The sequence below is a fragment of the Alcanivorax borkumensis SK2 genome (assembly GCF_000009365.1).
GTDB classification, from domain to species: Bacteria; Pseudomonadota; Gammaproteobacteria; order Pseudomonadales; family Alcanivoracaceae; genus Alcanivorax; species Alcanivorax borkumensis.
In genome coordinates this window covers 2,228,078-2,253,373 of the sequence record NC_008260.1, presented here as the reverse complement: position 1 = coordinate 2,253,373, position 25,296 = coordinate 2,228,078, and the positions used below count along the sequence as shown (strand labels likewise).

Genomic DNA, 25,296 nt, shown 5'->3' with positions numbered 1-25,296 from the left:
GTTTATATTTATATTTGTGATGGCGCACAGGAGTGTACTTGGACTCAACTAGAATGCAATTTTTTGACTGGAGGGATTCCAGTCATGATACCTTTCAGATCTTCGCGCATAGAGAGCAGCACTAACGACGGACTATTTTGTTTTCTCTTATTTATCCTGTGTCTTTTGGAAGGGGATGTTCGGCACCTTACGGTCCACCATGCTTGGATATATGCGGCAAAATTAGGAGCTGTTGCATTAGACAATAGGTTCAACAGGGATTAGACCGTGCTGGCACTTCACCTTGGGAGCCCTTGCCGTTATGGTGCAAGGAATCTAAATGTTGGCAGTTCCTTCTCATGCATATTCATATTCTCGGTATTTGCGGCACCTTTATGGGGTCGCTGGCGCAGCTGGCTAAAGCTCAGGGGCATCAGGTTACTGGCAGTGACCAAAACGTTTACCCGCCCATGAGCGATCAATTGGAAGCGGCGGGTATTGCCTTGACCCAAGGGTATGATCCGTCGCAACTGGAACCGGCGCCGGATCTAGTGGTTATCGGCAATGCGTTAAGCCGTGGCAACCCGGCAGTGGAAGCAGTACTGGATCGCGGCTTACCCTATACCTCAGGGGCGCAACTGCTCCAAGAGGTGGTGCTTCCCGGTCGCTGGGTGCTAGCTGTTGCCGGAACCCATGGTAAAACCACCACCAGTTCCATGCTGGCCTGGATCTTGGAATATGCGGGTTTAAAGCCTGGTTATTTGATTGGCGGTGTACCCGGCAATTTCGGAGTATCGGCCCGGTTGGGTGAGACGCCTTTCTTTGTGGTGGAAGCAGACGAATACGATACGGCGTTTTTTGACAAGCGCAGCAAGTTTGTCCACTACCGTCCGCGCACGGTAATTCTTAATAATTTGGAATTTGATCACGCGGATATTTTTGCGGATCTGGCCGCTATTCAAACCCAGTTCCATCACCTGATTCGTACTGTGCCGTCCACCGGTCGCTTGATTCTGCCCCATGGAGAAGCTGCGCTGGAGGAGACCCTGGAAAAAGGCTGCTGGAGTAACGTGGAGCGCTTTGGTAAAGAGGAAGCGCTGGGCTACCGCCTGGATCAGGCCGATGGCTCGAGCTTTACGGTGCTTGAAAGCGGTGAACCGGTGGCGCAGGTGCGTTGGGAGCAAACTGGCCGTCACAGTGTGAACAACGGAATGGCTGCGTTGCTGGCCGCCCGCCATGTGGGTGTGACTTTGGCGGATGGCGCGGCAGCGTTATCGGAGTTTGTGGGTGTGAAGCGGCGCATGGAATTGCGTGGTGAAGTGGGCGGGGTGCGGGTTTACGACGATTTTGCCCATCACCCCACGGCCATTGCCACCACGCTAGATGGACTGCGGCGCAAGGTGGGTAACGGCAAAATACTTGCCATTATTGAGCCTCGCTCTAATACCATGCGCCTAGGGAGCCACAAGGCCGCTTTGGCGGGCAGCACCGGATGCGCTGATGAGGTAATCTGGTATCAGCCGCCGGGCTTGAACTGGTCGCTGGATTCGGTGCTCAGTGAAGCTCCGGTGCCGGCAACGGTGACCGAATCGCTGGATGATATTATTGCCAAGGTAGCAAGTCACAAAGGCGAGCCACTGAGCGTGGTGGTGATGAGCAACGGCGGCTTTGGTGGCATTCACCAGAAGCTGCTGGATGCGTTGGCTGAGTAACAGCGACAGACAAGCCTCACGTTGCTGCAAATGATAGTAGTAAGCGTCTTGACGCGTCTGTGCCCGCGCTTTTGTCTTGAGTGCCGGGAGAAAATTGCAAACGTATTCATTTTGTCCGTGTTGAGGCTTGAAACGTGTCGCTCGTTTCGAGCGTTTAGGAGGTTGTCATGTTCTGGTCGGTACTTTGGGCATCGGTGCATTACCTAAGCATCCTGATGCTCTTTGCTTGCTTGTATGGCGAGTTGTTGCTGTGGCGAACCGGCATCAATGAACGCAATATTCGCACGCTCTTATGGCTGGATATTGGTTATGGCCTGTCGGCGCTAACGGTATTGATCAGTGGCTTGGCCCGGGCGGGCTGGACGGAAAAGGGCTGGGACTTTTATCTCACTAACCCTTGGTTTCATGGCAAGGTGACGCTCTTCGTGTTGATCGCCTTGTTGAGCTTGTATCCCACTAAGGTGCTTCTGGGTTGGCGAAAAACAGTTAAAGCAGGCCATGTCCCTGTGATTGATGACAAGCTGCAACGCAACCTGCGTGGCGTGCTGGTGGCAGAAATTCATTTGGTTATATTGATGCCGATTCTGGCAGTGATGATGGCCAGAGGTGTCGGGATGGGTTTATGACACATCGGGTGACGTTAGCTTTTACCGGTGCCTCCGGAGCACCTTACGGGTTACGTTTGCTGCAGTGTTTGCTGGAGGCGGACTGTGAGGTGTTCGTTCTACTTTCCAAGGCTGCGCGAGTGGTCATTGGCACTGAGACGGCATTGAAATTGCCTGCGGGTACCGGCAACGCTGAGCAGGCGTTGCGCGATTGGGTAAAGACAGAAAAGGGACAGCTGGTCGTTTGTGGGTTGGAACAATGGACGGCGCCGGTGGCTTCCGGCAGCGGAGCTCCTGCAGCCATGGTGGTCTGCCCCTGCTCTACGGGGACCTTGTCAGCCATTGCGATGGGGGCCAGTGATAATCTGATCGAGCGGGCTGCGGATGTGGCCATAAAGGAAGGTCGAAAATTGATTCTGGTCCCCCGGGAATCGCCTTTCTCCGCGATCCACCTGGAAAACATGCTTAAACTTTCCCGCCTTGGCGTCACCATCATGCCCGCCGCGCCTGGGTTTTATCATCAACCACAAAGCGTGGATGATCTGGTGGACTTTATGGTTGCCCGGCTACTGGATCATCTTGGTGTGGAACAAACCTTAGTGAAGCGTTGGGGGGAGTGAGTTGAACGTTAAAACGCGTGCTAGGCGTTAATGTTTAGTTGATGGTAGCTGCTGTCGCGTTTCAACTTTAGGCTTACTGCACTAGGAGGTGGCCAACTAGCCCCAGCGCAAAACCGGCTACAGCCCCTTGAGCTGGCATCCAGTGTTTTTCCAGTGGCACTTGCGGGGCGATATCCTGGAAGGTCAGATAGAGAATGCCACCGCTGGCAAACAGCATGATACCGCCGAGAATAAAGGGTTGATTCACCAGGATCTCAAAGCCGAGCCAGGCACTTAATGGGCCCAGCAGGGCCATGCAAGCGAAAGCCAGCACGATGCGGCTTTTAGACAGTGTGTTGCCCTTGCTATTGTAGATTTCCCGATAGGCATTGAACCCTTCCGGCATGTTTTGCATGCCAATCAGGAACGCCAGCAGGTAAGCCTGGCTACCGCCACTGGCCAGCGCCGCCCCTAGAGCGATGGCTTCCGGGACAAAATCTAGCAACATGGCTAACAATTGTGACAGAGCGCCACCGCGTTTCGCCAAGGCCCGGTCAATAAACATGAAGACCAGCCCGCCACTGGCGAACAAGACTGTGGCGGAGAAAGCACTATGGTGTTTGACCGCTTCTGGAACCAGCACTAATGCCACGGCCGCTAATAGAGCGCCGCCGCCAAAAGCGATAACGCCGTGGCGCACTTCCTGCTCAAGCCAGCTTTTGGCGATATGTTCCTGCACGCCAATGAGAGCTCCCGCCGCCATGCTGAGACCTGCTGCTAGGCTTAATAACAGTGCCAAAGTTAATGCGTTCACAGGCGTTTCCTTCAAAAGAGAGAGCAGGCAAACCCGCCCCGGCGGGCGGGTAATAGCGTGCCAGACAGCGTGATTGTTTAATCAAGCATTCAACAGTAAAGACAGGTGCGCAGGGGATCAACTCGGGACGGAGGAAGAGATCGCCGCCGAGGTAATGGCGTTAGCCATTGCTCAGATCGTAATTCACCGGTGCAATAACGTGTACAGGTAGGCTGCTATCCAGCTCTTTGGGGGGGGCGTCGAAGCGTAACCTTGAAACGAGCTCCTGGGTGGCGCGGTCCAGAATACGACTGCCGGAACTTTTCGTGATCTTTACCTGTTCGGCGCGCCCAGACGCATTGATTACAAAAGACACCTTAACGGTCCCTTGTTGGCGGCGCATTTTAGCCCGGTGCGGATACTGCTTGTTGTAATCGATGGTGTCGCGCACTTTTGCTAGGTATTTGTTGAGCGCATTTTCTGTATCACCGGATTGATGCACTCCTTTTCCTGGGGCGCCCGCCATGCCTTTGGCGCCTTGAGTCAGGGGCTGTGCCGAGGCTTCTTCGTGGGTGTCTTCATTCTCGGTTTTCGTGGCCGCAGTTTCTGCTACCTGAGGTTGTGGGGCTGGCTCTGGCTTGGGTTCCGGTTTCGGTTTTGCGACCGGTTTGGGCGTAGGCTTGGGTTTTGGTTTTGGTTTGACTCTCGGTTGCGGGGCGGGCTGGGCCTTTGGCGGTATCGCTTTCGGCGCAGCCTTTGGGGCTGGTGGAGCAGACAGGTTAATGGCAATTTCACTAACGCCCGGTTTTGCGGGGCGGCCACCGGCAAGCGTCATGGCGCCAACGGTAACCAGCACGCTGACGTGAATTAGAATGGAGACGATCCAAGCGGTGAGATTACGGGGTTTCATGGTGCCACCTTGCTGGCGCTTTCTGCTGCTGCGTCACTCTGCGTCACCAGCCGAACCTGTTCCACACCCATGCCTTGCAGGGTTTCCAAACGCCTGCGCAAGGCTTGCATGGTTACGCCTGCGTCGGCCAGCAGGCGGACTTCTGCATCTTCTGGCTTGTCGCCAAGTCGTGCCTGCAATGCCGCGTCGCTTAGCGGTTCGGCGCTGTCTTCAGCAAACCATTGCCCATCGTTCTGTATCACCAGTAGCAACTTATCCCGGGCTTCTTCGCCGTTTGCGGTCTGGCTCATCGGTGCTTCCACCGTCACGGTGGGGCGTTTGGCCAATTGTCCGGCTAACATGAAGAAGATCAACAGCAGGAAGACCACATTGATCAGCGGCAGCACCGGCTCCAGTGGCGGTCTGCGTGATGAGGTTTCCATGATCATCATGGCAACAGCTCCAGTTGAACATCGCGAACGCCGGCGGCCTTCATGGCGTCTACAGCGGTCAGTGCCTGTTGCAGAGTGGCCTCTGGATTCACTGTGACCCATACCTTGGTCTTGCTGGTATCCAGCCGGTCTGCAACCGCGGCCGGGGTAAAGCTGACATCATTAAGGGTCAGCATACCGTTGGCCTGCACGTTGATGATTAACCATTGTTCGTCCGGTTGCTCGGTGCTGTCTGCGGGTTGCACGTTAACAGGCAGGTCATGGTATTGCCCGAAACGGGTGGCGAGCATGAAGAACACCAGCAGGATAAACACCACATCAATTAGTGGTGTCAGGCTGATAAAGGGCGTGCGATGACGCTCAGGTTCAATATGCATGCGACACCGACGGGTCGCGTTCCTCTTCCAGAGGCTCGGGAGCCGTGTGGTTGTTGCGCAATACTTTCAAACGCGACAGTCGATCCTGCATTTTCTCGCGGCATTGTTCGATGCTGCGGTCGGCCCAGTGGAATGCAGCCAAGGTTGGGATTGCCACGGTGAGGCCGGCGGCGGTGGTCAGCAGGGCTTCCCAGATACCCCCGGACAGAATGGAGGGGTCCACCTGTGAGCCGGCCATCTCCAGGGCTTGGAAGGCGCCAATCATGCCGAATACGGTGCCCAGAAGGCCTAGCAGCGGAGCAATGGCGCTAATCACTTCCAGCACACGCAAGCCGCCGCGTAACTCATCCAGGCCGCTGCGGGCCAAGCGTAGGCTTTCTTCCTGCCAAGCAGCCTCATCCAGGTTACGGTTTTCCCAGCACTGCCAGAGCACTCGGTCGATGGGACTGGTTAATTTGTCGGGTTTGCTGGTCGGTTTGCCTTGGCGTATTGCGCTAAGCAACTGGTCTGCCTGGCGACTATTGCCAGGGCGAATGCGGGCGAACTGCAAGATCTTGGAGATGAACGTTGCCAAGGCAATCACGGAGAGCAGGGCCAGAACCCACATAGTGGCGCCGCCACTAATAAACCATTCCGGTAACTGTAGGGAAATCTGGGGCATGGAAAACTCCAGCTATGGGCAAATAATTAGGTGCCCGGTATCGGGTAAAACAGGCCTTGCATATCGCCACTTAATAATAACCGCTTGATAACGCAGGGCTATGTGGCGGTGTGGCAATGACTCAGCGCCAAGGATTGAATAAGGGTTCGCAATACTATGATGTTCAACCCCTTAATGCAAGTCATTCCTATTTGGGATGCATTCACAGATAGCGGCAAAATGCCGCATCTTCGAAGGTTTATTGCCACTAGTGCTAGGGCGCGTGCTGTGCACGCTGAGCCGGAAGGGGGGTTGGGCGGCCAGAGCAAGCAAATAAAAAGGAACCGAGGCGCCTTTCTTATGCGCCTATGGGAGTTACTTGCTGAGCAGGCGGTAATTCAAATTTGACTGGATACGATTCCCAGATGAATCCAATTGTTCAACGGCATTGATCGCATCCTTGATGTATTGACGTCGTGCATCGTCGTCTTCAGGATTGATGGTGTACACATCTTCCTGGCTAACGCCTTCCTGGTATTTGTGTGAGGTCCATTCCCCGCGTTCCACCACATTTAGTTTCACGGTGGAGCCGCTCATATACTCTTCACTGAGTTCAAAACGGGTGGGGGTATCGTATTGATCCCGGTATAGGATCAGCGTGGTGTGAATTCCGGAACAATCCGCGCAGGGAAGAATCCCGCTATAGACCTTTTTCTGCGCTTTGGGGTCGATCGGCGCTTCCGGTTGGCTCTGGCAGCCAGCAAACGCCAGGGTACAGCCGATTACGGCGGCGACGAAGTAGGTTTTCATGGTGATGCTCCCTAGCAAGTTCCCTTCGGTATTATCATTTTAGAATACTCTTTCGCCAAGCATTTGAACATTTGCTTTGAGTTATCTTCAACGGGTTTGGAGGGGGGCAGATACGGGGCTTCTGAAAGCTCCTTATGTGCTCAGCATAGGGAAAACGCACAGTAGAATAAAGCAGGGCCATCGACCCTGCGGGGGGACGATTTATTGCCGGGCGGTGTTTATGCTTTTAGGGCGCGTGGATAGGTGCACTTGTTCGATGAACGCATCAAGTACCGGCTCGCTTTGCCACGCGCGAGGGTTGTTCACCATGGCCACCACTGCCCAGGTGGTGTTGTCTTCATCGCGGGTGAACCCTGCGATGGAGCGCACATTACGCAAAGAGCCGGTTTTAATGTGGCCCATGCCAGCCATGTTAGCGTTACCCAGCCTGCGACGCATTGTGCCATCCATGGCCACCAGTGGCAGGGAGGCAATTAGTTCTGCGGCAAAGCGGCTTTCCCAGGCCTGTTGCAGTAGTTGGGCCATTTGACGGGCGGTGATGCGCTCAATGCGTGACAAGCCGGCCCCATTTTCAAAGACCATACTCCGGCTGTCGATACCTTTATGGGCTAGCCAGGCGCGAATTTCACGCTCTGCGGCGGCAAGATCGTCTTTATCGCCGGGCTGACGGTGCTTGGCGCCCAACGTCAGGAAGACCTGGCGCACCATCACATTATTACTCCACTTATTAATATCGCGGACCATAGTGACCAAATCACGCGATGAGGTGGTGACGAGTAGTTCTGTGTCTGCTCGAGGGCGCAGGCCTTCGCGGATGGTTCCTGAAAGGGTACCGCCAAGCTGCTGCCACAGGCTAGAGAGTAGGGCACCGGTATAGGCGGGCTGGCTTAGCAGAGACAGATAGCTGCTGGTGCTACACCCTACGGGCAGCACGCCGGTGACCGTGATGCTTATTGAGCCGTCATCACGGGTGGTAGGTTCATAGTCAAATTGATAGCGGCGAGGGCAATGGCCGTACTCGCGCAGTACCAGTTGGTTGTTGATGTGGATGCCATTGAGGGCCGGTTCGGTCCAAGTATGAATGCCGCGGTTGTCTGCTCGGGCCCGGATGCGCAACACATTCAAGTTGGTGAGCAAGCCGTTGGGTTCCACCAGGAAGGGTGCGTTGGGGTTGTCACCGTCATCATTAAAGGCGGTAATGCCATTGGGCAGGTTGAACACGCTGCCATCCAAAATCAGGTCACCGGTGATGTGGGTGATACCCATGGCACGCAACTCCCGCAGCAGTAGCCATAACCGCTCTTCGGTGAGTTTAGGGTCCCCGCTGCCAACAAAATACAGGTTACCGCTGAGGGTTTCCCCCTCAATGGTACCGTCGGTGTACAGGCGAGTGTGCCATTGAAACGTGGGACCCAGTAATTCTAGCGCCGCGTAGGTGGTAATGACCTTCATGATGGAGCCGGGGTTTAGGGGTATGTCCGCATTCATGAAACGGGCTTTTCCGGGTCCATCCAGGGGGATGGAAGCTACTGCCAGGTCGGTTTCGGCAAGCTCCAGGCTTTCCGCGACTTCCAATACTGGGGCCATGACTGGCGCCGGAATATCCGCTTGTGCGGAGCCGGCAAGCAAGGTGCCGAGCAGCAGAAAAATGCCGAGAAGGGTTGAAGTAAGAACGATGTTAGGCTGTTTACGGACTGCGCTTCTCGGCATGACAAGGGGACCTTCAAAATCGTAACGGCAACAACTGCTGGGGTAAGCGTGTTACATAGACCGCTAGCGTAATGCAAAGCCCGAGCCGAGTCAGTGGGCCGCTAGTACGAAACGTACATTTAATCGGTGGTGCCAGTAAGCCCGGCCTTTGAATTAGGGTTTGTATAGGCCAACATCCACCCCTTTATGCTGTAAATCAGCATGGTAGGAACTGCGCACCATGGGCCCGGAGGCAACCGAGGTGAAGCCTAGTTCGTTGGCCACGCGGGCATACTCCCGGAATTCGTCCGGGTGTACGAAGCGATCCACCGGAGCGTGGTGCTTGCTGGGCTGCAGATATTGGCCAATGGTGATCATGTCCACATCATGGGTTCGCAGATCTTTGATGGTATTGATGACCTGCTCGAACGTTTCACCCAACCCCACCATGATGCCGCTTTTGGTGCTCACATCCGGGCGCAGAGCCTTGTAGCGTTTAAGCAAATCCAGGGAGTGTTGATAACGGGCGCCGGGGCGGATGTGCTTATATAGCTCCGGAACGGTTTCAATATTGTGGTTAAACACGTCCGGCGCGGTTTCAGCGAGAATCTCCACGGCGGTGTCCAGGCAGGGGCGAAAGTCTGGGGTGAGGATTTCGATGCGGGTCTCTGGGGTAAGCGCTCGCACCTGGCGGATGCACTCGGCAAAGTGTTCCGCGCCGCCGTCGGCTAGATCATCCCGGTCCACGGAGGTAATCACCACATAATTCAGGCCCAAGTTTTCCACAGACTCCGCCAAGTGCAACGGCTCTTGCGCATCCAACGCATTGGGCCGGCCGAAACCCACATCGCAGAAAGCGCAACGACGGGTACAGATGTCGCCCATGATCATGAAGGTGGCGGTGCCGCCGCCAAAACATTCCGGCAAGTTGGGGCAGGCCGCCTCTTCGCAAACGGTGTGCAGTTTCTGTTTGCGTAGCAGGGACTTGATACGCTGAATTTCGCCATTGGCAGGAACACGCACACGAATCCAGTCCGGCTTACGTTGGTAACCGGTTTCTTCATTAACCATGGGGATGGTGCGGACCTTGTCGGCGCCACGTAGTTTGTCACCGATTTGCACTTTGCGTTTGGCTTGGGCCTGTTCGCTCATGGGGTTTCCATTGCCGTCGAGTGCTGCCGGAAGGGGGGGCAGGCAGCGGTGTCTGTGGTTACAGCCGCTCTGGCTGTTGAGTCAGAGCACTGCCAGGATCGCCGCCAGTGGTGACATTCTCTTGGCGGGTATTGTACCAGTCCGGAAGGGCCGCTGTCCGGGGCGTTAGCCCAAGACGTTTGGCTAAAAAGGATACCAGCTGTTGTTCCATGCTGTGGCGGTCCAGATCCACCCCTTGAGCTTTCAGTGTGGTCATGGGTTGATCCACGTGTCCGCAGGGGTTAATACGATGCCAGGGGGAAAGGTCCATATCCCGGTTGATGGCTAGCCCGTGGTAGGTGGCGCCACGGCGGATACGCAGGCCCAGAGACGCAATTTTGGCGCCTTGAACATAGACTCCGGGTGCGTCATCTCGATTAACGGCGGTAATGCCCAGACTTGCAAGAAAGTCGATGATGCCTTGTTCAATGGCGGAGACCAGCCCGCGGCTACCCAGCCCTAGCCGTTTGATGTCCAGCATCAGGTAGACCACTGTCTGGCCGGGGCCGTGATAAGTCACTTGCCCACCACGGTCGCTGTTCACTACTGGAATCTCACCGGCATTGAGCACATGTTCGGGCTTGCCGGCTTGGCCCAGCGTGAAGATGGGAGGGTGTTCGAGTACCCAAAACTCGTCGCTCTGCTGCGCGTCACGGTGATCGGTGAGATCGCGCATGGCGTGCCAGCAAGAGGAATAATCGACTTGTGGGAAATAGCGAATCAGTGCGTCCATGGGGGAAGTATACGGCCAGCTATGCATGACAGGCTAGCCGCTTTGCGCGATGCACATTGGATAGAGAAGAATCAAAATCCGCGGATGTACGCATTTTCTACAGGGTCGCGGTTGACGTTCCCTAAAATGAGGCAAAGTTACTATTGTTTAAATCAGACGATCACTTGTCCGCGGGTTAACAAGATGGAGATTTAATTCTTGAACACTGATGCCGAATTCAATGCGGCTATCATCGGTGAGATTAATCGTCTGGAAGGCGTCGAAATGCACTGGGGTGCGGTAAAGGCTCTGTTCCATGTTCGGGTTGTTGCGTGGCAGGGCAGAAATGAGGTTTGTCGGTTTGGCGACGGTGTGCGGCCCTGCGCGACTGGCACCGAGCACATCGTGAGAAAAGGGGCGTAGGTCAATAACCGTGAGTATAGGCAGGTAGCTGCACAGACACAGCAGCGAGACTATTTTCATGATGGATATTCCGTATTGTTATTATGTGCCAAACACTACGGAGGCGATGGGTTCTTACCAATGGTGGCTCGGTGGGGGTTCGGTATCGAGCTGTGAGAACAGGTAACGGCGTGTAACGTGTCATGAGGCTCGGCCAGTGCACTTACTGTGAGGTGCACTGGCATTTGAAGCGAGAGCGCTTGCAGGGGCCGTGTATTAAAGCGTCACTTTCACATGGGGAGAATCACTGAGCGCCTTGTAAATGGCCTCTACCTGTTCCCGGTTGCGCATGGTGACCTTCGCAGTGAAAGAAATGAAGGTGCCTTTGCTGCTGGGTTTACTGTTCAGGTGTTTGTCTGCGTCAAAATCCTCAAGGTGGGTGTTGAGAATCTCGATAAGCGCGGCTTCAAGGGGGGAGTCGATGGCCCCCATGACTTTTAACTGCATGTCATGGGGGAATTCCCACAAATGTTCCTGAATGGCCATGGGCGGCTCCTGTCAGTCGTGCGCGTTTGGGGCATCAAGCCCGCAAAGTCGGCGTTTATGCTGGACGTAGTGATGCGCAAGGGCTTTCCATAATGGCCCCGGCATTCCATTCCCTATTATAGCGTTGTTGAGCTGAATTACGGGCACCACTTCCTTGGTCGAACTGGTGATCCAGATTTCATCTGCTTGGCGTAACTGCATTTCAGTGATTTCACGCTCTTCTAGTGCGAGGCCGTGCTGGTGGCACAGCTCTACCACCAGATCCCGGGTAATGCCGCCAAGAATGGCATGGCTTTTTGGGGGGGTCGCAATGGTGCCGGCCTTGGCGATGAAGACATTGCTGGCCGAGCCTTCGGTAACAAAGCCGTCGCGCAGCAAAATGGCTTCGCTGGCCCCGGCGGCCACGGCTTGTTGGCGGAGTAGGCTGTTGGGCAGCAAGGAGACGGACTTAATATCGCAACGGGCCCAGCGAATATCATCCAGGGTGATTGCGCGAGCGCCAACGGCGGTTTCTGGGCTGTCGGCGGCAGGAATCGCTATCGGGTTGGTCATCATGAATACAGTGGGGGTGACGGCGGGCGACGGGAACGCATGATCGCGCTTTTCAGCAGCGCCACGGGTGACTTGCAGGTAAACCGAGAGATTGCCGCCGCCATTGGCGCGCAGTAGTTGTTCACATCGTTCTCGCCACTGTGCCCGGCTGTGGGGATTGCGAATGTCGACTTCTGCCAGCGAGCGTTCCAGGCGGATCAGGTGTTCTTCGAAGCGGAATAATACGCCGTTATAGGCTGGTATCACTTCGTAAATCCCGTCGGCAAACAGAAAGCCCCGATCCATGGGGGATATCGTTGCATCTGCTGGCGCCATGAAGGCGCCGTTGAGATAAACCTGAGTCATGGTAAGTGTGCCTGCGTGTCGCGTGCTGAGGTTCCTAGAACAGCCCTTTGAAGAACAGCATAAGGTGATGCCAAAGCTTGGTGAAGAGGCCAGCTTCTTCAACGGCTTCCAATGCCACCAATGGTTTTTTAACCAGCACATCATTGTTCATGCGGACGGTGAGGGAGCCGTATTGTTGGCCTTCCACGATAGGCGCTTCCAGCTGTGGAGTAACACTGATTTCCGCTTTCAGGCTTTCATGGCTTTCACGGGGGATGGTCAGTACCAAGTCTTCAGCTAGGCCTAGACGAAGTTGGTTCTGTTCGCCCATCCATACATCGACGGTATCAAGGACATCGCCAGCGCTATACGCTTTGTAGGTTTCGAAGAAGCGGAAACCGTAGGTCAGTAGCTTTTGTGATTCACGGGCGCGTGCGCCTTCAGAATCGGTACCCATGACCACGGCGATTAGACGCATACCGTCTTTTTTAGCGGAAGAGACCAGGCAATAGCCGGCTTCATCGGTATGTCCGGTTTTAAGGCCGTCCACAGAGGGGTCACGCCACAGTAGCAGGTTGCGGTTTTGTTGAGTGATGCCGTTGTAGGTAAATTCCTTTTTGGCGTATAGGTCGTAGTGATCGGGAAAATCTCGCACGATGGCGCGGGCTAGAATGGCCATGTCCTTGGCGGTGGTGAAATGGTTTTCCGCCGGCCAGCCAGTGGCGTTCATGAAATGGCTGTTGTCCATGCCCAGACGGTTAGCGTGTTGGTTCATCAAATCGGCAAAGGCATCTTCGGAACCGGCAATGTATTCGGCCATGGCCACGCTGGCGTCGTTACCGGACTGGATGATGATGCCTCGCAGCAAGTCCCCCACCGGAACTCGGGTCCCTTCGCGTACGAACATGCGTGAACCGCCCATTTGCCAAGCCTGAACGCTGATTGGCGCCATGTCTTTCTCGGAAATATTGCCTTTCTGCAGCTCCGCTTCAGCAATGTAGGCTGTCATCATCTTTGTTAGGCTGGCCGGAGGTAGGCGTTGATCTGCGTTACGCTCGACGATGATTTGGCCGCTGGTTGCATCCATCAGCAAGTAGCCTTTGGCATCGATTTGTGGCGCACGGGGCACCATTTGCGCTTGAGCCAGGAGGGAAAAAGCGGTGCCAAATAAAGCAAAGAGAGCTAAAACGGTAAATCGAAAAGACTGGGGACGCATGGATATCCTGCCTGTTGGTTGTTCTAGGATGATTCGCTCTTTGAAGGGTTTAGGGAATCAATGATATGCCTGCCGTCGTTGTTCGGTGCAAACCCGAAGGAGTGTTTGTACACGGACGGCAAAAAATTCCATAAAGGCCATCAAGTTGCGTTGTGCCATCACTTGATGGCTGCATTCTAGAGGACTGACGAGGGCCTGTTAACCGGAGAAATAGCTGATATGGGCGTTTTCAGGGGCTGACAGGCATGGGCCGGTCGAAACCGGCGTCGGCAATCGTCTGGCGTACTTGTTGACGTTGTTGCTGGTTTTCATAGGGGCCAATCCAGACCCGGAATAGATTACCCTCCGAGTGCTGGATTTGGGTATCGACGCCCAATTGGTTGACCAGCTTTTGTTGTAGCCGTTGAGCGCTGACGCGGTCAGAGAAGGCGCCTGCCTGCAGAAACAGACTGGCGCTTTTCTCATTTTCTTTTACCGTGCCCGTTTGGGTGCCGGAGGTGCTCTGTGCTTGTGAAGGCGGAGGGCTATCCAGGGCGGCGCGTACGGCTGTGGGGACGGTGCTGTTGGCCTCTTGGGATTGTGACTGTTGGCCCGTGATGGCCTCAACTCGAACACGTCCGGTGCCGGCTTGTTCTATGCCTAGGCGTACTGCGGCAGCCCAAGAGAGATCAATGATGCGATCTTCGTGGAAAGGGCCTCTGTCGTTCACCCGTACCACCAGGCTCTTACCATTATCCAGATTGGTAACCCGGGCGTAAGTGGGCAGTGGCAGGCTGCGATGGGCGGCAGTGAACTGATACATATCGAAAGATTCGCCGCTGGAGGTGCGATGACCATGAAATTTCTGGCCATACCAAGACGCGTTTCCTTCTGCTACGTAACCCTCCGCTTGGGGGAGTACTTGATAGGTTTTGCCCCACACGCTGTAGGATTGTGGGTTGCCATAGCGACTGCGTGGTTCATTTGTGGGAACCGGTTCCGGCAGCTGTGAGATATCTCTACGCTCTTCAGGGGCGGTATCCTGATGCAGGCTATAACGGTCGGAGCCGGGAGCTCCGTTGCTGGCACCTGGGCCGTCATTGCCATCATTGGGCCCTGGCGTTGTGGCACAGGCGCCGAGAAAGGCAGAGGTCAGTACGGCGCAAGCCAAACGGTTCATTGATTATCCTCCAGTGCCGCAGCCAATTGTCGTGATAGTTGTAGCACGGCCATGGCGTACAGGCGACTGTGATTGTAGCGGGTGATCACATAAAAGTTGTCGGTGGCCAGCCAAAATTCTGCGCCATCGGTTCCGGTCAGGTCGAGTAGGGCGACGCGGGTGCTGGCGGGCAGATCAAAGCAGTATTCACTAACCAGCCGATCGTCGTTGCAGCTGAGTGCGGTGACGCCGGCACTGTTGGCTTGTGCCAGAGTAAAGGATGGCTTGTAACCTTTCTTGGCCAGCGCGACATAACCGGTACCGTGTAAGCGAGCTCTGGCAGCCACGGGCAAACCGGGTTGCCAGTTATGTTCGCTGAAATAGTTGGCCACGGAGCCAATGGCATCCACCGGATTATTGACCAGATCGGTGATACCGTCGTTGTCAAAATCCACTGCGTAGGCTTGGTAACTGGTGGGGATAAACTGGCCATAGCCCATGGCCCCCGCGTAAGAGCCGGTGATCGTGTTCGCGTCAATATGGGCATGGTGTTCCAATTCAAACAGTGCTTTGAGCTGTTTGCGGAAGAAGCTTCCTCGGGGAGGGTAGTCATAGCCCAGTGTGGCCAGCGCATCGACCACACGGTAGTTGCCCATGTGATCACCGTAGCGGGTTTCCACACCAATGATGGCGAGAATAATTTCTCGCGGTACGCCGTAGGTTTGTTCGGCGCGGGTCAAGGTCTTGGCGTGGGTGTGGGCGAATTCAATACCTTTCTGAACCCGGCTTTCCTGTAGGAAAATTTTCTGATAAGTGGCCCAGGTATGGGTTCTTTCTGCAGGGCGAGCAATGGATTTGAGAATCTGGGGTTGGCATTGCGCGCTGCCCAGAACCTCTCGCAATCGTGCCTCATCTTGTCCTTGCGAGACGAGCTCGGCTATTAGAGCTTGGACTTGTTTGCGCTGCAGATAGTCGTTGTTTTCAGGGCAGGTATGCTCGGCTAAGGCAGGCAGGGAGGTGAAGAACAGGGCTGCGACCGCGATGGCTGAATACGCCGTGCCGGAGCGGAAAATGTTTAGAATGCCTAGATAGAAACGACGCAAAGGGGGTTCTCCTGTTTTCATTATTTCCATGGACTGCGTTTTGTTGGAAACCGGCGCACTAGGGGGCCGGCTTCACGTTTAATAACTCATTAGGCGCCGATGGGTGTGAATTGACATCAACATCCCAAAACTGGCCAATAGCGTGACAACGGAGGTGCCGCCATAGCTGACCAGAGGCAAAGGGACGCCTACGACAGGTAAGAGCCCTGAAACCATCCCAATGTTCACGAAAACATAAATAAAAAATGTCATCACTAGGCTGGCGGCCAGTAGCCGGGCAAACGTGTCTTGGGCGTGCCAGCTAATAAAGAAACCGCGGCCAACGATGACCAGGTACATCATCAGCAATACGATAACGCCTACTAGGCCGAATTCCTCGCTGAGCACTGCGAGAATAAAGTCGGTGGAGGATTCCGGCAGGAAATCGAGGCGTGATTGGGTACCGTCTAGCCATCCTTTGCCGTTAACCCCCCCGGAACCGATAGCGGTTTTTGACTGGATAATGTTCCAGCCGGTACCGCGCGGATCCGCTTCCGGATTAAGGAAAGTGTCTACCCGGTTGCGCTGATAATCATGCATCACGAAGAAATACATCAGCGGTGCGGCGGTGACCACTATGATTATCGCCACGGCAATCAGCCGCCAGGATAGCCCCGCCATGAACAGGACTATCAAGCCACTGGCCGCGATGAGAATGGCTGTGCCCAGGTCCGGTTGCATGCCGATGAGCATGGCGGGAATGCCGAGTAATAGCAGGGCAGCAATCACATCAGTGAGCCGGGGGGGCAGCGTGCGTTCACTGAAGTACCAGGCGACCATGGCGGGTACCGCGAGTTTCATCACCTCCGCCGGTTGGAAGCGGCCGGCGCCGGGAATGGATAACCAGCGTTGAGCCCCTTTGGCTTCGGTGCCGATGAGCAACACCATTATCAATAACATCAGGCCGATGGAATAAATCACTGGCGCCCAGAAGCGGTAGCTTCGCGGCGGGATTTGGGCCAACAGAAACAGCACAATAAGGCCGGCGCCGAAGCGGATGCATTGACGGACCACTAGCGCCATGCTTTCCCCGCCAGCACTATAAAGAACGGTGAGCCCCCCGAACATGAGTAGCAACAGGCCCACCAGTAATGGTGGATCCAGGTGCAGGCGTACCGCCAGCCCGGGTGATAGGCTAGCGCCGGTTTGGCCTGGCATTTGGCGGGTAAATTCGCGCTGGCTCATGGGCGGTTCTCGTTACCGGCATTATTGATGGTGGTATTGGACGGTGGATGGGGCGGGGTTTCGGCAAACACCGGCGGTACTTTCAGCTCCCCCTGTTCATCCAGTAGCCACGCATCCATGACTTCGCGGGCAACCGGCCCCGCGGTAGAGCCGCCGTGGCGGCCATTTTCCACCAGCACCGCCACGGCAATCGCTGGCTTGTCGGCGGGGGCAAAGGATACCAGTAGGGCGTGGTCCAGTAGTCGTTCCGTCAATTCTTCTTCATTATAGGTTTCGTCCTGGCCCACCGAGAAAACCTGAGCAGTGCCGGATTTAGCAGCGATGTCATATTTGGCTTTCACGGCCATGGCCCGCGCCGTGCCGCCGAGCTGGGTTACACCAACCATGGCGTCGGCCATTTTTTCCCAGTTGCTCTGATCATTAAGCACGATATCGGTACGTTCTACTGGTTTAGTGTCTCCGGCGAGAGTGGGGACCACCTGTTTGCCGTGGTTGGCCATGATCGCTGTGGCATTGGCTAGTTGCAGTGGTGTGGCAAGTACAAACCCCTGGCCAATGCTGGCGTTGATGGTGTCACCGTGGAACCAGGGGCGGCCGCGTGCGGCCTTTTTCCACTGTTTGGACGGCATAATGCCGCTGGATTCGTTGTGCAGGTCGATACCGGTAGGCTGACCTAGGGAAAACTGGGTCATGTAGCGGTGTAGGCGTTCAATGCCCAGTTTAAAGCCCATGTCGTAAAAATAGGTGTCGCAGGACTGCACCACTGCATCGCGCAGATTGACGCGACCATGGCCCCAGCGTTTCCAGTCTCGGTAGCGGTGAGGGTCGTTTTCTAGCTGATAGTATCCGGGATCAAAAATGGTCCGCTCCCAGGTGGTTACCCCGGCATCGAGCCCGGCCAGGCCATACATGGGCTTGATGGTGGAACCTGGTGGGTAGCGCCCTTGCAGTGCACGGTTGAACAGGGGGTTGTCGTGGTCGTTGCGATAGGCGGAATAATCTTTATAGGAAATGCCGGTGACGAACAGGTTGGGGTTAAAGCCTGGCCGGCTAACGAATGCCAGCACACTGCCATCGCGAGGATCAATGGCGACCACGGCGCCACGGCGTTCGCCCAAAGCATCATAAGCTGCTTTTTGCACTCGCATGGAAAGGCGAAGTCGCAGGGGCTTACCCGGCACCGGCGCTTGCTCTTCTAGCACCCTTAAGATTCGGCCTCGAGCATTGGTTTCTACTTGGCGGTAGCCAACTTCACCGTGCAGGGTATCTTCATAAAACCGTTCGATGCCACTGCGCCCGTAAAAATGGGTGCCCGCGTAGTTGCGTTGTTGGTCTAGAGTCATCGCGTCCAAATCTTGGACATTGATCCGGTTTACGTAGCCCAAAACATGGGAAAACAGAATGCCGTGAGGGTAGTGGCGAATCGGGTCGGCGGAGATCCTGATACCCGCGAGCCGGTGCTGGTTCACCACCAGCCGGGCAATTTCTTCTTCGGTGAGCCGGCCACGTAGTGGCACAGGTTCCCAGGGGCGGCGAGCGGTATGGCGGCGTTTCTCGAAACGTTCCCGGTCCCCCTCATCGAGCTCGATAAGATTGCCCAGCTCGGTGAGCAGCTGATCCAGATCAGCTGCTTGCTCGATGATGATTTCCAGCGAAAAATCAGGGCGGTTATCGGCAAGAATTTCGCCATTGCGGTCGGTAATTAGCCCGCGCGGTGGGGCCACAGCTTGTGTCTGAACCCGGTTGTTGTCACTGAGGGTGGTGTAACGATTGTGTTCGATGATCTGTAACCAGATCATGCGCCCGATCAACACACAGGTGAGCAGTAACACCAGGAAAACACTCACGACAAGACGAACGCTGAAAATGCGCTGCTCGTGATGATGATCCTTCAGCGTTAATGGTCGGCGCATGTTGGCGTTAGAGTCCGGGGTTACTTAGGGCGAATAAAGGAACGCGTGATAGTAGCAAAATAACGTTGTGTCGGGGGATCACTCAAAGCCACAAGCTATAACGCGGTTAAAGGTTCCTGCTTGGTGGTTCGTTTGATGATCATGTTCTGATCTTTAGTATCGCAAACTGACCATGCAGCGCGTTATTAACGCTTTGCCAGTTAGCATGGCGCCTCTCGTGTTGTAGCGTGGAGTTTGTCGCTATTCAACGGTGATAGGGGTGCCCGGTCAGTAGTGTCCAGCCCCGGTAGAGCTGCTCAGCCAACAATACTCGCACCAGTGGGTGGGGCAATGTCAGGTTGGACAGACTCCAGCGCTCATGGGCGCTGGCTGATAACTCGGGGCACAGGCCATCGGGCCCGCCCACCAGCAGCACTAAATCCTGGCCCACGTCTTTTAGCTCGCCCAGTTTACGGCTAAGGGCGTGAGTGTCCAGCGCCCGGCCGTTGACTTCCAGCGCCACGGTTTTGGCGCCCGGGCTTTTTTTCACAATTGTTTCCAGGCGCTTGCGTAGGGCGTCAGCTTCTGCCCGTATTTGACTGCCGGCGTCTCCCTTGCCACGTTTAGGCATGGGAATCTCTTCCAGTGTTAAGCGCATATCCGGAGGCATACGCTTCTGGTATTCGTTAAAACCTTCGGTGACCCACGCTGGCATGCGGGTGCCGATGGCCAGCAGAACAAGGTGCATGGGCTAGTGGTCTTGCTGCTGTTCGCGGTCTGGGTGGTGCTGGGGGTTCTTCCACAGCCGTTCCAAATCGTAGAATTCACGGGTGGCGGGCAGCATCAGGTGAACAATGACGTCACCCAAATCGACCAAAATCCACTCGCCAGTATTTTCTCCTTCGGTGCCAATCGGCGGGTAGCCGGCGGTTTTGGCCGCATCAGACACGTTGTCGGCCAGCGCTTTCACGTGGCGGTTGGAGGTACCACTGGCGATAACCATGGTATCCGCGACACTGGTGATTTCACGTACATCCAGCGGGGTGATGTTTTGGGCTTTGACTTCTTCCAGGGCGTCGATGACCAGTTGCAGTAGCGGAGTGTCAGCGCTCATGGGGCCTCATGATTGGTTAAAAGGGGTATGTTCGGCCACATTATACAGGTCGTGGCGGTGAATATGCGTAATCACGGCGTCATCTAACGCGGGACAGTGCCCTTTTTTTGCGAGCGCCTGACGAATGGCGGTGGCAGAGACATCCAGAAATGGGCGTTTGAGCATTAGTCGTAAGCCGTAGGGTTGCTGTGCCAGGCCGTGGGCATCGGTTTCTGGAAACGCCTCTAAGACGGCATTATCTGCCAGCGGGCTGTTTGGGCGAGGTACCACTGCCAGGTGACACAGGTTGGTGTAATCTCGCCATTGGTGCCACTGATGCAGGTTGGCAAAGCTGTCGGCGCCGATCATAAACACGAGCGGCCGGTCTGGGTGTTGTTTGCGAAAATGCTGCAGTGTGACCAGGCTGTAGCTGGGGCCGGGCTGTGCCAATTCCCAACCATCCGGGTGCAACTGTGGGTGGTCAGCACAGGCCAGCTCCAGCATACGCAAGCGCTGCTCACCATCGGCCAACGGTTGCGGCCGGTGAGGGGGAACCGCATTAGGGAGCAGGTGCACAGGGGCGTCATTGAGCACCTTAGATACAGCTCGGGCCGCACTGATGTGCGCCCGGTGAACCGGATCAAAGGTGCCGCCAAAGAGAACCAAAGGCCGGCCGCCGGACGCCGCATGTTGGACGTTATGCAAAGCACGCCTCCGTGTTTGGCGTTAGGTATCCGGCATCCTGCATCTGGCGTTTACAGCCGTATATGCCCATCACCCAACACCACCCATTTCTGGCTGGTCAGCCCTTCTAGACCCACTGGGCCGCGGGCATGGATTTTATCGGTGGAAATGCCGATCTCGGCACCCAGCCCGTATTCGAACCCGTCAGCAAAACGGGTGGAGGCATTCACCATCACTGAACTGGAGTCCACTTCGGTGAGAAACCTGCGAGCCAAGGTGTAGTTTTCGGTAATGATGGCTTCGGTATGGCCCGAACTATAGCGGTTGATATGTTCGATGGCGTCATTAATACCGTCAACGATTTTTACCGCGAGCACCGGCGCCAGGAATTCCTCTTCCCAGTCGCTGTTGGAGGCTTCCACCATGCCGGTGATGCCTGCTTCTGTCAGGAGCCGACGGGCCTTATCACAACCGCGTAGCTCCACGCCGGCCTGTTGGTACTTGCCCGCTAGCTCTGGCAGCACCTGTGGCGCAATCGCATTGGCTACCAGTAACGTTTCGGTGGTATTGCAGGTGCCGTAACGCTGGGTCTTGGCGTTGTAGGCCACGCTGATCGCTTTGGCGATATTGGCCTGACCATCAATGTAGGTGTGGCAGTTGCCATCCAGATGCTTAATCACTGGCACGCGAGCGTCATTACTGATGCGCTCGATCAGCCCCTTGCCGCCCCGGGGGACAATCACGTCCACGAATTCCGGGTGGCTAATCAGCTCGCCTACGGCGGCGCGGTCGGTGGTTTCCACCACCTGTACGGCGGTGTCAGGCAGCCCAGCCTCACGAAGGCCCTCGCGTATGCATTCGGCAATGGCTTGGTTAGCGTTGATGGCTTCGGAGCCGCCACGCAAAATCGCCGCGTTGCCGGATTTCAGGCATAAAGCGGCGGCATCAACGGTAACGTTCGGGCGGGACTCGTAAATGATGCCGATAACCCCCAAGGGCACACGCATTTTGCCCACTTGAATGCCTGATGGGCGGTAAGCCAGGTCGGTAATTACACCGATTGGGTCTGCCAGCCCGATAATTTGTTCTAAGCCTTCCACCATGCCGTCAAAGCGGTCGGGAGTCAGTTCCAGCCGGTCTAGCAGGGCAGCGTCCAGACCATTGTTACGTCCGGCGTCCAGATCCTGCTGATTGGCCTGCAGGATCGCGTTACGGTGGCTGCGCAAGGCGCCGGCAATGGCCGCTAGGGCCTTGTCCTTGTCGCTGGAACTGGCACGGGCCATGGCACGGGAGGCTTGGCGGGCCTGTTCTCCCAGGCGTTGCATGTATTGCTGGATATCCATAAATCTCTGCGTTAAATCGGTTGATGGCTTGCGGGCTGTGCCGGGCTGCTACGTTACTGTGGGATCTAAACCCGCCTATAAGGTAGAGGAGCCGGGTGCCGGGGCACCGGAGGCCCGCTACCGCGCTGGCTGGTAGCGTGGACTGCTTTTTTCGCCCGCGAAAAGCAGCATTATAACGATAACCGCTGCTGTACGCTTGCACACAAAGGGTGAGGGAGCGAAAACCTTTGCTACGGAGATACCGATAATCGCCCAATGTCATGAGTGTGATTGTGCCATTGAGAGGGGTGCCGGTGGTAATACACCAATACTCCTGCCCAGCGATCATGAATGAAGTGCTTCTGGGGCGGGCAGTGAAGTGGAAATTAATGACCGGGCATTATTCTCCCGTCTGCCAACCCGCGTAAGCACCCTTGCGGATGCTCGGTGAAGCCTTCCAGATTGCATTTCTTATCGGTATTACTTCAATCGAATCTACGGAAACATTCTTGTCCGTTGTGGGAGAAAGCTGGGCACCGACAAGCTTGAAAATCCCCCAGATCTTTAACCGCGATCAGGACGAAAAGGTGGTGTTTTTCATTGGCCAGAAACCCTCAAAGCGTGAACGATCAACGATTGCCCAGCGCTGTCTTCCCTTCCAATATCCGCACCATGGGGTTGCCTCGAGTCTGGGGGATGGGTAGCTGGCCATAAAAATCAGCTGGGTTATGAATGGTGAGGGACTGGAAGCCCATTTGCTCGAAGTGGTTGGTGGCCTGCTGGTCGGAATGAAAATGAAAACCCACTTGGCTACGGGAAACAGCCCCAAGCAGACGGCCCAGCCCCTTGAGGGTGTGATAGAACGGCATGCCCTGGTATAGCGGGTAGTTGTCGGTTAGGTAGGTACCTTGGGGGAATGCTCCCAGGGCGGTGGCCAGTTTGCGCCAGAACTCGGAGATCACCGCCAGTGGAAAATAATTCACCAGCCCTTCGGTGATGACCACTACCGGTTTGCTGGTGTCCAGTTGGCCAAGAACATGGCCCAGGCTTAGCTCGCCGACGTCAGCAAAAATATTGATGGGCATCACCCGGTGGCGTTCGCTTAGCACTTGATGTTCTGTGAGGAGGTGTTGTTTGCGGCGGGCCATGTCCGGCAAGTCGGTTTCGATGTAGGTGAGCTGCGGATATTGCTGGCAGAAGCGGTGGCCGCGGGGCGACAGGCCGCAGGCGATTTCCACTACCTGGGTTACGCCACTGTTAATTAGCTGGTGCAAGCGGTGGTCGATAACCAGGTGGCGTTGCAGAAGAAAGGTACGAATATTGCCACCGGCAATGCGCCGCCCCATATATTCAAACGGGGCCAGCGCGCCATACAGTAAGGCGCCGCCACGCGTGCGGAAGAAGGGGGCTGCCAATCCATCTTTGGCCCATACATGCCCAGTGTACAAGGCGGTAAAGCTGATGGATGAGGTATCCGGTAGTTCGCTCATTGTTGTTTTGCGCCGGTAAGGAAGAAGTGAGGATAGGCTAGCAGAGTGTTGCCCCTGCTAGGTGGTAATTCGTGCCAATCGATGGGGCAAATAACAAGTCGGTGATGAAACAGCAACATGCTCGGCTTTTGTTCTTCTGAATGGTTCACTTTGAACGGTTAACTGAATTTCGCGGGCAGGGGGGGCGTGTGGCCACGGGCCTTAGTCGTGTTGCAGCCTTTGCTTGCAGGTAGGCTCTCACAGAAAGTCGGTTCTTGATTTTGTTCCTCAAAAGGAACGGCTACGGATCGGAGCTTTACCGTTCCATACTGCGGGGCAGGGGGTGGCCGGCTAGGCGCAGAGCCAGAGAAATGATGTGTTTCCAAGGGTCGCCTTTGGCCATGCCTTTGACGCATTGGTCGGCGCGGATGGCGCAGGCTTGGGCAATGCGTAATTGCTGGGGGTTAAGGCGTTGGGCCTGATTCTGCATGGCGCGTACCCTTTGCGGGGGCAGGCGCGGGGGCGGTCCGCCGCCGAGCATGCCATCGAGCAGGCGGATGTCGCGGCTCAAGGCCCACAGTAATACAGGGGGTTCTACGCCTTCAGCGCGAAGGGTCTGGATGATGTGCATGACCCGTTGGCTATCACCTTGGGCGGTGGCGTCGGTGAGATCGAACGGCGAGTAGCGGCTGGAGTCGCCCACTGCTTGCTGCACGTCTTCCGGCCCGACTTGGCCGTCTTCCACTAGCAGGGCCAGTTTGTCCACTTCTTGAGCGGCGGCCAGCAGATTACCTTCACTGCGTTCGATCAGCAGGGCGAGGGCGTCTTCACTGGCGCGCAGCCCGCGGCTGGTTAGGCGTTCCTGTAGCCAGTTGCGTAGGCCATTTCCTTCTACAGGCCAGACTTCAATCACTGCGCCCATTTCATCTAGGGCTTTTACCCAGGCGCTATTCCAGTCCTTGCGTCGATCCAGTCGCGAGCAACGAATCAATAACAGGGTGTCGCTACTGGCTTCGCCTTTCAGGCTGGCGAGAACATCACGAAGAATTTGGCTGCCGGTTTTATCCGGGCGTTTGTCGTTCAGGACCAGTTCAAGAATCCGGCGGCCACCAAACAGGCTCATGCTCTGTGATTCATTGAGCAGGGCGTTCCAGTCGATGCCGGTATCACTGGAAAAGCGTTGGCGTTCGTCAAAGCCTTGGTCGCGAGCCGCTCGGCGTAAATCGTCGATGAGTTCGCCTTGCTGTAGGGGTTCGTCACCGGCAACTAGATAAACGGGCAACAGCGTCGCGGACAGGTGCTTGCCAAGTTGTTCGGGACGCAGGCGCATTAGTAGGTCTCCCACCCCTTAGAGGCCGCAGCGATCTGGTTGATCAGCCGGAAGGTCATATCTTCGTACAAGTCGTCGCGCACCAGTTGCTCTTCATCTGAGGACGCGGTGGCGTTTTCCGGGTACCAGGGCAGGCTGCGCAGCGCCATCATGCGTTTGGGGGTGGTGAGCAGGGCGCCGGTTTTTACATCGCGCAGGTGCCAGTAAAGGGTGTAACGCAGTTCAATTTCCGCTTGGCGGCCCTGATTATCGACAGCGGAAGTGCGGCGCATCCACTCTTCGTCATCAATGATCAGCTGATAGGGGGACTCGTTGTGCACTAGTACGCCTTGGTTTTCCAGCTCATCTTCCAAGCTGTATTTCAGCTCTGTGCTTGCCCCCATGAGCGATAGGCTTTCCATGGAGGGTACGCTGGTTTCGCCGCGCAGTTGCCAGCCGCAGGCAGAAACCAACAGGGTTAAGAGTACGGTGGTGATGGCGGCGATAACCTTCATGCAAACCTCGTGGGGCAAGTGGCGCTTATGCGTCTTCAAGCTGATGGCTGGAGCCGGCT

General features: G+C 55.9%; 27 protein-coding genes. 3 read left to right on the top strand and 24 right to left on the bottom strand.

Going from position 1 to position 25,296, the window contains the following annotated elements:
• Nucleotides 1-338 precede the first annotated feature (338 nt).
• The 3 genes from mpl (at nt 339) to ABO_RS10140 (ending at nt 2,916) form a co-directional block, all read left to right on the top strand.
• A complete protein-coding gene (mpl, locus tag ABO_RS10150) occupies nt 339-1,691 on the top strand; it encodes a UDP-N-acetylmuramate:L-alanyl-gamma-D-glutamyl-meso-diaminopimelate ligase (RefSeq protein WP_011589253.1) in 1,353 nt (450 codons plus the stop codon).
• A gap of 167 nt (nt 1,692-1,858) precedes the next feature.
• Nucleotides 1,859-2,317 carry a DUF2214 family protein gene (locus ABO_RS10145; RefSeq protein ID WP_011589252.1) on the top strand — a complete coding sequence of 153 codons (459 nt, stop codon included), beginning with the start codon at nt 1,859-1,861 and terminating at the stop codon, nt 2,315-2,317.
• Nucleotides 2,314-2,916: a flavin prenyltransferase UbiX gene (locus ABO_RS10140; RefSeq protein WP_011589251.1), complete on the top strand. Its 603-nt coding sequence runs from the start codon at nt 2,314-2,316 to the stop codon at nt 2,914-2,916. The genes ABO_RS10145 and ABO_RS10140 overlap by 4 nt, the downstream gene beginning before the upstream one ends.
• Before the next feature lie 73 nt (nt 2,917-2,989).
• Here the strand turns inward: ABO_RS10140 and ABO_RS10135 are convergent, their stop codons facing one another.
• The 24 genes from ABO_RS10135 to lptE all read right to left on the bottom strand — a co-directional run bounded on the left by ABO_RS10135 (nt 2,990) and on the right by lptE (nt 25,237).
• On the bottom strand, nt 2,990-3,709 hold the full coding sequence (locus ABO_RS10135; protein ID WP_035459529.1) for a ZIP family metal transporter: 720 nt from the start codon (nt 3,707-3,709) through the stop codon (nt 2,990-2,992).
• A 160-nt stretch (nt 3,710-3,869) separates the two neighbouring features.
• On the bottom strand, nt 3,870-4,598 hold the full coding sequence (locus ABO_RS10130; protein WP_011589249.1) for an energy transducer TonB: 729 nt from the start codon (nt 4,596-4,598) through the stop codon (nt 3,870-3,872).
• A complete protein-coding gene (locus tag ABO_RS10125; RefSeq protein WP_011589248.1) occupies nt 4,595-5,029 on the bottom strand; it encodes an ExbD/TolR family protein in 435 nt (144 codons plus the stop codon). Before ABO_RS10125 ends, ABO_RS10130 begins: the two co-directional genes overlap by 4 nt.
• Complete coding sequence (locus ABO_RS10120) at nt 5,026-5,406, bottom strand: ExbD/TolR family protein (protein ID WP_011589247.1); 381 nt, start codon at nt 5,404-5,406, stop codon at nt 5,026-5,028. The genes ABO_RS10125 and ABO_RS10120 overlap by 4 nt, the downstream gene beginning before the upstream one ends.
• On the bottom strand, nt 5,396-6,067 hold the full coding sequence (locus ABO_RS10115) for a MotA/TolQ/ExbB proton channel family protein (RefSeq protein ID WP_011589246.1): 672 nt from the start codon (nt 6,065-6,067) through the stop codon (nt 5,396-5,398). The genes ABO_RS10120 and ABO_RS10115 overlap by 11 nt, the downstream gene beginning before the upstream one ends.
• A 354-nt stretch (nt 6,068-6,421) precedes the next feature.
• Nucleotides 6,422-6,856 carry a copper resistance protein NlpE gene (locus tag ABO_RS10110; protein ID WP_011589245.1) on the bottom strand — a complete coding sequence of 145 codons (435 nt, stop codon included), beginning with the start codon at nt 6,854-6,856 and terminating at the stop codon, nt 6,422-6,424.
• A 201-nt stretch (nt 6,857-7,057) separates the two neighbouring features.
• Entirely contained in the window at nt 7,058-8,566 is a 1,509-nt protein-coding gene (dacB, locus tag ABO_RS10105) for a D-alanyl-D-alanine carboxypeptidase/D-alanyl-D-alanine endopeptidase (RefSeq protein WP_011589244.1), read from the bottom strand.
• A gap of 153 nt (nt 8,567-8,719) precedes the next feature.
• The gene (lipA, locus tag ABO_RS10100) at nt 8,720-9,697 is read right to left on the bottom strand and encodes a lipoyl synthase (RefSeq protein ID WP_011589243.1); all 978 of its coding nucleotides are present in this window, start codon (nt 9,695-9,697) and stop codon (nt 8,720-8,722) included.
• Between the two features lie 58 nt (nt 9,698-9,755).
• Nucleotides 9,756-10,496, bottom strand: a complete 741-nt coding sequence (lipB, locus tag ABO_RS10095) for a lipoyl(octanoyl) transferase LipB (RefSeq protein WP_011589242.1) — start codon at nt 10,494-10,496, stop codon at nt 9,756-9,758.
• A gap of 120 nt (nt 10,497-10,616) precedes the next feature.
• A complete protein-coding gene (locus tag ABO_RS10090) occupies nt 10,617-10,931 on the bottom strand; it encodes a hypothetical protein (protein WP_011589241.1) in 315 nt (104 codons plus the stop codon).
• Nucleotides 10,932-11,126: 195 nt separating this feature from the next.
• Entirely contained in the window at nt 11,127-11,396 is a 270-nt protein-coding gene (locus ABO_RS10085) for a YbeD family protein (protein WP_011589240.1), read from the bottom strand.
• A gap of 12 nt (nt 11,397-11,408) precedes the next feature.
• Nucleotides 11,409-12,293, bottom strand: coding sequence for a D-amino acid aminotransferase (locus ABO_RS10080; RefSeq protein ID WP_011589239.1), 885 nt, complete (start codon nt 12,291-12,293; stop codon nt 11,409-11,411).
• A 34-nt stretch (nt 12,294-12,327) separates the two neighbouring features.
• Nucleotides 12,328-13,488 carry a D-alanyl-D-alanine carboxypeptidase family protein gene (locus ABO_RS10075; RefSeq protein WP_011589238.1) on the bottom strand — a complete coding sequence of 387 codons (1,161 nt, stop codon included), beginning with the start codon at nt 13,486-13,488 and terminating at the stop codon, nt 12,328-12,330.
• Between the two features lie 229 nt (nt 13,489-13,717).
• A complete protein-coding gene (locus ABO_RS10070) occupies nt 13,718-14,647 on the bottom strand; it encodes a septal ring lytic transglycosylase RlpA family protein (protein WP_011589237.1) in 930 nt (309 codons plus the stop codon).
• Nucleotides 14,644-15,729, bottom strand: coding sequence for a lytic murein transglycosylase B (gene mltB, locus ABO_RS10065; RefSeq protein ID WP_231860779.1), 1,086 nt, complete (start codon nt 15,727-15,729; stop codon nt 14,644-14,646). The genes ABO_RS10070 and mltB overlap by 4 nt, the downstream gene beginning before the upstream one ends.
• Before the next feature lie 78 nt (nt 15,730-15,807).
• Nucleotides 15,808-16,953 (bottom strand): rod shape-determining protein RodA, encoded by a 1,146-nt coding sequence (rodA, locus tag ABO_RS10060; protein ID WP_011589235.1) that lies wholly within the window; start codon nt 16,951-16,953, stop codon nt 15,808-15,810.
• Nucleotides 16,950-18,866 (bottom strand): penicillin-binding protein 2, encoded by a 1,917-nt coding sequence (gene mrdA, locus ABO_RS10055; protein ID WP_011589234.1) that lies wholly within the window; start codon nt 18,864-18,866, stop codon nt 16,950-16,952. The genes rodA and mrdA overlap by 4 nt, the downstream gene beginning before the upstream one ends.
• A 244-nt stretch (nt 18,867-19,110) precedes the next feature.
• Nucleotides 19,111-19,593 (bottom strand): 23S rRNA (pseudouridine(1915)-N(3))-methyltransferase RlmH, encoded by a 483-nt coding sequence (gene rlmH, locus ABO_RS10050; RefSeq protein ID WP_011589233.1) that lies wholly within the window; start codon nt 19,591-19,593, stop codon nt 19,111-19,113.
• 3 nt (nt 19,594-19,596) lie between these two features.
• Nucleotides 19,597-19,959, bottom strand: a complete 363-nt coding sequence (rsfS, locus tag ABO_RS10045; RefSeq protein WP_011589232.1) for a ribosome silencing factor — start codon at nt 19,957-19,959, stop codon at nt 19,597-19,599.
• Nucleotides 19,960-19,965: 6 nt separating this feature from the next.
• The gene (gene nadD, locus ABO_RS10040) at nt 19,966-20,643 is read right to left on the bottom strand and encodes a nicotinate-nucleotide adenylyltransferase (protein ID WP_011589231.1); all 678 of its coding nucleotides are present in this window, start codon (nt 20,641-20,643) and stop codon (nt 19,966-19,968) included.
• A gap of 50 nt (nt 20,644-20,693) precedes the next feature.
• Nucleotides 20,694-21,965, bottom strand: a complete 1,272-nt coding sequence (locus tag ABO_RS10035) for a glutamate-5-semialdehyde dehydrogenase (protein WP_011589230.1) — start codon at nt 21,963-21,965, stop codon at nt 20,694-20,696.
• A 608-nt stretch (nt 21,966-22,573) separates the two neighbouring features.
• On the bottom strand, nt 22,574-23,434 hold the full coding sequence (locus tag ABO_RS10030; RefSeq protein WP_011589229.1) for a class I SAM-dependent methyltransferase: 861 nt from the start codon (nt 23,432-23,434) through the stop codon (nt 22,574-22,576).
• Nucleotides 23,435-23,729: 295 nt separating this feature from the next.
• Nucleotides 23,730-24,743, bottom strand: coding sequence for a DNA polymerase III subunit delta (gene holA / locus ABO_RS10025; RefSeq protein ID WP_011589228.1), 1,014 nt, complete (start codon nt 24,741-24,743; stop codon nt 23,730-23,732).
• Nucleotides 24,743-25,237 (bottom strand): LPS assembly lipoprotein LptE, encoded by a 495-nt coding sequence (gene lptE / locus ABO_RS10020; protein WP_011589227.1) that lies wholly within the window; start codon nt 25,235-25,237, stop codon nt 24,743-24,745. The genes holA and lptE overlap by 1 nt, the downstream gene beginning before the upstream one ends.
• Nucleotides 25,238-25,296: the final 59 nt, after the last annotated feature.

Coding starts and splice junctions, on each gene's coding strand:
- mpl (WP_011589253.1), top strand. CDS start 339: ATGCATATTCATATTCTCGGTATTTGCGGCACCTTTATGGGGTCGCTG.
- ABO_RS10145 (WP_011589252.1), top strand. CDS start 1,859: ATGTTCTGGTCGGTACTTTGGGCATCGGTGCATTACCTAAGCATCCTG.
- ABO_RS10140 (WP_011589251.1), top strand. CDS start 2,314: ATGACACATCGGGTGACGTTAGCTTTTACCGGTGCCTCCGGAGCACCT.
- ABO_RS10130 (WP_011589249.1), bottom strand. CDS start 4,598: ATGAAACCCCGTAATCTCACCGCTTGGATCGTCTCCATTCTAATTCAC.
- ABO_RS10125 (WP_011589248.1), bottom strand. CDS start 5,029: ATGATGATCATGGAAACCTCATCACGCAGACCGCCACTGGAGCCGGTG.
- ABO_RS10120 (WP_011589247.1), bottom strand. CDS start 5,406: ATGCATATTGAACCTGAGCGTCATCGCACGCCCTTTATCAGCCTGACA.
- ABO_RS10115 (WP_011589246.1), bottom strand. CDS start 6,067: ATGCCCCAGATTTCCCTACAGTTACCGGAATGGTTTATTAGTGGCGGC.
- ABO_RS10110 (WP_011589245.1), bottom strand. CDS start 6,856: ATGAAAACCTACTTCGTCGCCGCCGTAATCGGCTGTACCCTGGCGTTT.
- dacB (WP_011589244.1), bottom strand. CDS start 8,566: ATGCCGAGAAGCGCAGTCCGTAAACAGCCTAACATCGTTCTTACTTCA.
- lipA (WP_011589243.1), bottom strand. CDS start 9,697: ATGAGCGAACAGGCCCAAGCCAAACGCAAAGTGCAAATCGGTGACAAA.
- lipB (WP_011589242.1), bottom strand. CDS start 10,496: ATGCATAGCTGGCCGTATACTTCCCCCATGGACGCACTGATTCGCTAT.
- ABO_RS10090 (WP_011589241.1), bottom strand. CDS start 10,931: ATGAAAATAGTCTCGCTGCTGTGTCTGTGCAGCTACCTGCCTATACTC.
- ABO_RS10085 (WP_011589240.1), bottom strand. CDS start 11,396: ATGGCCATTCAGGAACATTTGTGGGAATTCCCCCATGACATGCAGTTA.
- ABO_RS10080 (WP_011589239.1), bottom strand. CDS start 12,293: ATGACTCAGGTTTATCTCAACGGCGCCTTCATGGCGCCAGCAGATGCA.
- ABO_RS10075 (WP_011589238.1), bottom strand. CDS start 13,488: ATGCGTCCCCAGTCTTTTCGATTTACCGTTTTAGCTCTCTTTGCTTTA.
- ABO_RS10070 (WP_011589237.1), bottom strand. CDS start 14,647: ATGAACCGTTTGGCTTGCGCCGTACTGACCTCTGCCTTTCTCGGCGCC.
- rodA (WP_011589235.1), bottom strand. CDS start 16,953: ATGAGCCAGCGCGAATTTACCCGCCAAATGCCAGGCCAAACCGGCGCT.
- mrdA (WP_011589234.1), bottom strand. CDS start 18,866: ATGCGCCGACCATTAACGCTGAAGGATCATCATCACGAGCAGCGCATT.
- rlmH (WP_011589233.1), bottom strand. CDS start 19,593: ATGCACCTTGTTCTGCTGGCCATCGGCACCCGCATGCCAGCGTGGGTC.
- rsfS (WP_011589232.1), bottom strand. CDS start 19,959: ATGAGCGCTGACACTCCGCTACTGCAACTGGTCATCGACGCCCTGGAA.
- ABO_RS10035 (WP_011589230.1), bottom strand. CDS start 21,965: ATGGATATCCAGCAATACATGCAACGCCTGGGAGAACAGGCCCGCCAA.
- ABO_RS10030 (WP_011589229.1), bottom strand. CDS start 23,434: ATGAGCGAACTACCGGATACCTCATCCATCAGCTTTACCGCCTTGTAC.
- holA (WP_011589228.1), bottom strand. CDS start 24,743: ATGCGCCTGCGTCCCGAACAACTTGGCAAGCACCTGTCCGCGACGCTG.
- lptE (WP_011589227.1), bottom strand. CDS start 25,237: ATGAAGGTTATCGCCGCCATCACCACCGTACTCTTAACCCTGTTGGTT.